The organism is Streptomyces sp. NPDC051133, assembly GCF_040682635.1.
Classification (GTDB): domain Bacteria; phylum Actinomycetota; class Actinomycetes; order Streptomycetales; family Streptomycetaceae; genus Streptomyces.
The window spans coordinates 1-3,443 of sequence record NZ_JBFBBK010000154.1 but is presented as its reverse complement, the minus strand read 5'-3'; the positions used below and the strand labels follow the sequence as shown (position 1 = coordinate 3,443).

Genomic DNA, 3,443 nt, shown 5'->3' with positions numbered 1-3,443 from the left:
CACGGCCAGGTCGTCAAACCAACCATTGTGCCCAGGGCGGGGGTGTGCGGCTGCGGGCTGTGGCCCACGGAAGACCCGTGCTCAGCGCAGATGCGCTGGAAGGGGCTGTATCCACCCGCAGACTTCTTCCTGGGTGCGTCAACAGCCGGAGAACCTGCGGGGCGTCGGTGGAATCGCATGGTGCAGACCTCGCTGTTTGAACGGGCGAAAGCCGATATCGGTGACGGGCCAGAGCTCGAGGATTCTTGAGGCCTAACGAATCTTCGGCCGGGCTGGCGGCCGGCAGAGGCGACAAGCCGCAGCACTGGAGTCCAGTGCACAGCGGAAAGCCCGCCCCCTACTCAGGTCGCGCCTCTCGCGTGACGGATCCTGCTGTGTAAGGGTTTTACGGGCCTGGTGGTGACAGTTGTTCAAGGTAAAATTTCCGAGGGGAAGCGCCGGACTCGGCGAGGGCGATTTCGGGTGATGCAAGAAGCAGGGGAAGGATTCGTGATGCGGGTAGCTACTCGAGCAAAGAGTCAATCGGGACGGCCCAGATGGGGCGCGCGAATTGTCGGCACTGGTCTGGCCGCGGCCGTGGGACTCGGCTTCGCCGGTAGCCCCGCCTCGGCAGTACAGCTGCCGGGTCCGCCCAGCGCGGTGGGTGTGCAGCCCATGCAGTTCGTCAACAACCCCACGTGCATCAACTTCCCGGCATCGTTCGCCTTCGAGGTCAACGTCGTTCCCCCCGCGGCCGGGTCCACCACGACCACGTTCCCCGCCCCGCACAATGACGGATCGGTCACCACCACCCTGCACAGATCCACCCGCGGCCCGCTGCTCGACTTCCATGTCCATGGTCCTTATGCCGCCCACGGGGTCATCGTCAGGGGCGCGGTGAACGCAGCCAGCTTCTACGGCTACGAAGGCATCCCTGTCAGGGCCGATCAGCGTTTCCATGCTCCGATCAGCCCAATCACCCATCAGTTCGAGCCCATCCAGATCATCCACTTCTGCCTGGTCTCCAACCACCGCAAAGGTGGCGTCTGACAGCACCGAGTACCGGTAGCTCCGGGTCCACGGAAAACCCGTGCTAGCCAGAGACGCACGGGTCTTCCGCTGGAAGGAGCTGTATCCACACGAGGACTTTCGGGGTGCGTCAACAGCCGGAGAATCTGCGCGGCGTCGGCGGATACGTCACGTGCAGACCGGGGCCGGGGCTGGAGGGGGTATGACTGCGTGCCAGGCACCCCCGGCTCTGCGAGCCTTCGGCTGCAGCCTTGGACCGTTTTCCTAATAGTGAGTTTGAGCAGCCGCTTGTAGCAGCACTGGGCTGCGGAAAGTCCGAGAAACGCCAGGTAGTTACGCAGATGGCGCTCGTAGCGAGGGTTCCTCGCTAGATCTCGCTGAACCCAACTATTTCTTCCTCGGACGCAGCAGCCTGTGCGTGATCTCCAGCAACGACAACGGCGCCTGACAAGGCTTTCGGTCACCGCATTGACGAAGCTGGACCTGGATGGCGGTGAAAGGACGAATGCCCGTTTGTTGTTGTGCCGTCCGAACATCACTCCTGCAGGGCCGTGAGGTGTGCGAGGGCGGTGTCGAGGAGGTGCCGCAGGCGGGATGGTGTCGGTGCGACGGCGGTGGCGAGCAGCGCCGGCCCGTGGGCCAGAGGAGCCAGGACGGCGCATCCCTGTGCCGGGTCGGCACCGATGAGCAGGGGCTGTGATCCTGTAGCCAACCCCGGGTCGACGAAGAGCAGTTGTCCGGTGGCTCTGTGGCTGCCCAGGACCGCGGGACCGTCCCACGCCGGAGCCCGTTCCCCATAGGCGGTGTGCTGGTCCAGGAGCAGTTGGCCCTCGCGGCGTACGGTCAAGCGGGTGGAGAGATGACCGGGGGGCTCTGCGGTGCGGCCCAGAAGCTGCTCCTCCCGCAACAGCAGACGGGATGTGGGAGCGAGTTCCACATCGTAGGTCTGGTGCACAGTGCTGCCTCGCGTGCTGATCAAGGGCTGCGGCAGCCAGTTCAGCGATGCGTTCTCGCCGAGGGTGATCCGTACGTCGTAGGTGGCGGGTGCGGTGGTGGGGCCGCGCAGGGCGATGGTGGCTGTGGCCGTGGTCACCTCCAACTCGGCCTGCGCGTCGGCGGTGATGTCGAGTGCGAGACGGTCTCCGCCGAGTGGTGCACTCATCGCTCCGATCACACTGACTCGCGCTCGCCCGTTGCGGCCTCGTAGGCGGCGCAAGTGGAACGGGCCGTCGCTGTGCACGAGCGGGAGGGTCGTGGTGCGGCCGTTGTGGGCGGCACGGATGCGGGCCGTGGCACGGACACCGGTGAGGTGGAGGTCGGACGTGTGCTCCTGGGGCGGGAGGGGTTTGGGCCATGGCTCGTTCGACGGCGGCGGATACACGCCGGTGGTCACGCGGTTGCCCCGGCGCGCCAGGCGGCGAGACATCCGGTGACCCAGTCGGCGACAGGGCGGACACCGTCGGCCGCAGTCAGGCTGGTCATGGCGATCGGCAGAGCACCGCGCTGCCTTTTGGCATCGGTCATCATGGTGTTCAGGTCGGCTCCGACGTACGGCGCAAGATCGGTCTTGTTGATGACGAGCAGGTCGGCGGTGGTGATACCGGGGCCGCCTTTGCGCGGGATGTCGTCCCCGCTGGCGACGTCGATCACGAACATCTGCATGTCGGCGAGTCCGCGGGAAAAGATGGCGGTGAGGTTGTCCCCTCCCGATTCGATGAGGATGAGGTCGAGTGGCTGCAGGGTGCGCTCGAACTGTTCGACCGCTTCGAGGTTGGCGGAGATGTCGTCGCGGATCGCGGTGTGCGGGCAGGCGCCCGTCTCCACAGCGGTGATCCTTTCCGGTGGCAGCACCGCTTGGCGGCGCAGGAACTCGGCGTCTTCCTGGGTGTAGATGTCATTGGTCACCACGGCGATGGAGAGCCGGTCCCGCAGCGCCCGGCACAGAGCTGCGACAGTCGCGGTCTTGCCCGATCCGACGGGGCCGCCCAGGCCGACGCGGAGCGCCCGGTGGCCGTTGTGGCGGCGCGGATCTTCGGCACTGTGCGTGTGACTGTGGGGCATGGATGCGGGCTGGTCGAGGTGCACGGCGGCTCCAGGGTGGCGCAGACGGGTCAGGAAGCAAAGAGGCGGACGCTCCAGGCGGCGTGTTGCTCCGCCGTGATGTCCAGCAGCGGGGAGGACGCGGCGGGCAGTACGCCGACGCCCTCGGCGGCGGTGCGTTGCCCGGCGTCAGCCGCGGTGCGGGCGACTTCGTCGAGGTCACCGGCGAGCCGTGCGAGGAGGGCTGTGGCATCGAACGGGTTGAGGCCCAGCAGCCGTACGGCCGCGGTCGCCGGGCCGCCGACGCTCTCGTACGCGGCGCACTGTGCGGCGTCGAACGGCGTCAGGCCGGCGGCGCGGGCCGCGCCGCCGAGGACGACCGGCTGATGCACTCC

General features: G+C 67.1%; 5 protein-coding genes and 1 pseudogene. 2 read left to right on the top strand and 4 right to left on the bottom strand.

Annotated features, from left to right (window positions below):
- Both AB0N17_RS45715 and AB0N17_RS45710 read left to right on the top strand, forming a co-directional pair.
- The coding region (locus AB0N17_RS45715) for a hypothetical protein (protein WP_366017592.1) at nt 1-249 on the top strand (249 nt) is incomplete at its 5' end.
- A gap of 405 nt (nt 250-654) precedes the next feature.
- The gene (locus AB0N17_RS45710; protein ID WP_366017591.1) at nt 655-1,029 is read left to right on the top strand and encodes a hypothetical protein; all 375 of its coding nucleotides are present in this window, start codon (nt 655-657) and stop codon (nt 1,027-1,029) included.
- A 248-nt stretch (nt 1,030-1,277) separates the two neighbouring features.
- Here AB0N17_RS45710 and AB0N17_RS45705 read toward each other — a convergent pair.
- The 4 genes and pseudogenes from AB0N17_RS45705 to AB0N17_RS45690 form a co-directional block, all read right to left on the bottom strand.
- Nucleotides 1,278-1,370 (bottom strand): annotated as a pseudogene (locus AB0N17_RS45705) (IS5/IS1182 family transposase); the annotation flags it as partial.
- 173 nt (nt 1,371-1,543) lie between these two features.
- Complete coding sequence (locus AB0N17_RS45700) at nt 1,544-2,170, bottom strand: urease accessory protein UreD (protein ID WP_366017590.1); 627 nt, start codon at nt 2,168-2,170, stop codon at nt 1,544-1,546.
- A 227-nt stretch (nt 2,171-2,397) separates the two neighbouring features.
- A complete protein-coding gene (gene ureG / locus AB0N17_RS45695) occupies nt 2,398-3,093 on the bottom strand; it encodes an urease accessory protein UreG (protein ID WP_366017589.1) in 696 nt (231 codons plus the stop codon).
- 26 nt (nt 3,094-3,119) lie between these two features.
- Nucleotides 3,120-3,443 (bottom strand): urease accessory UreF family protein (locus AB0N17_RS45690; RefSeq protein WP_366017588.1); only part of this gene is annotated, 324 nt, incomplete at its 5' end.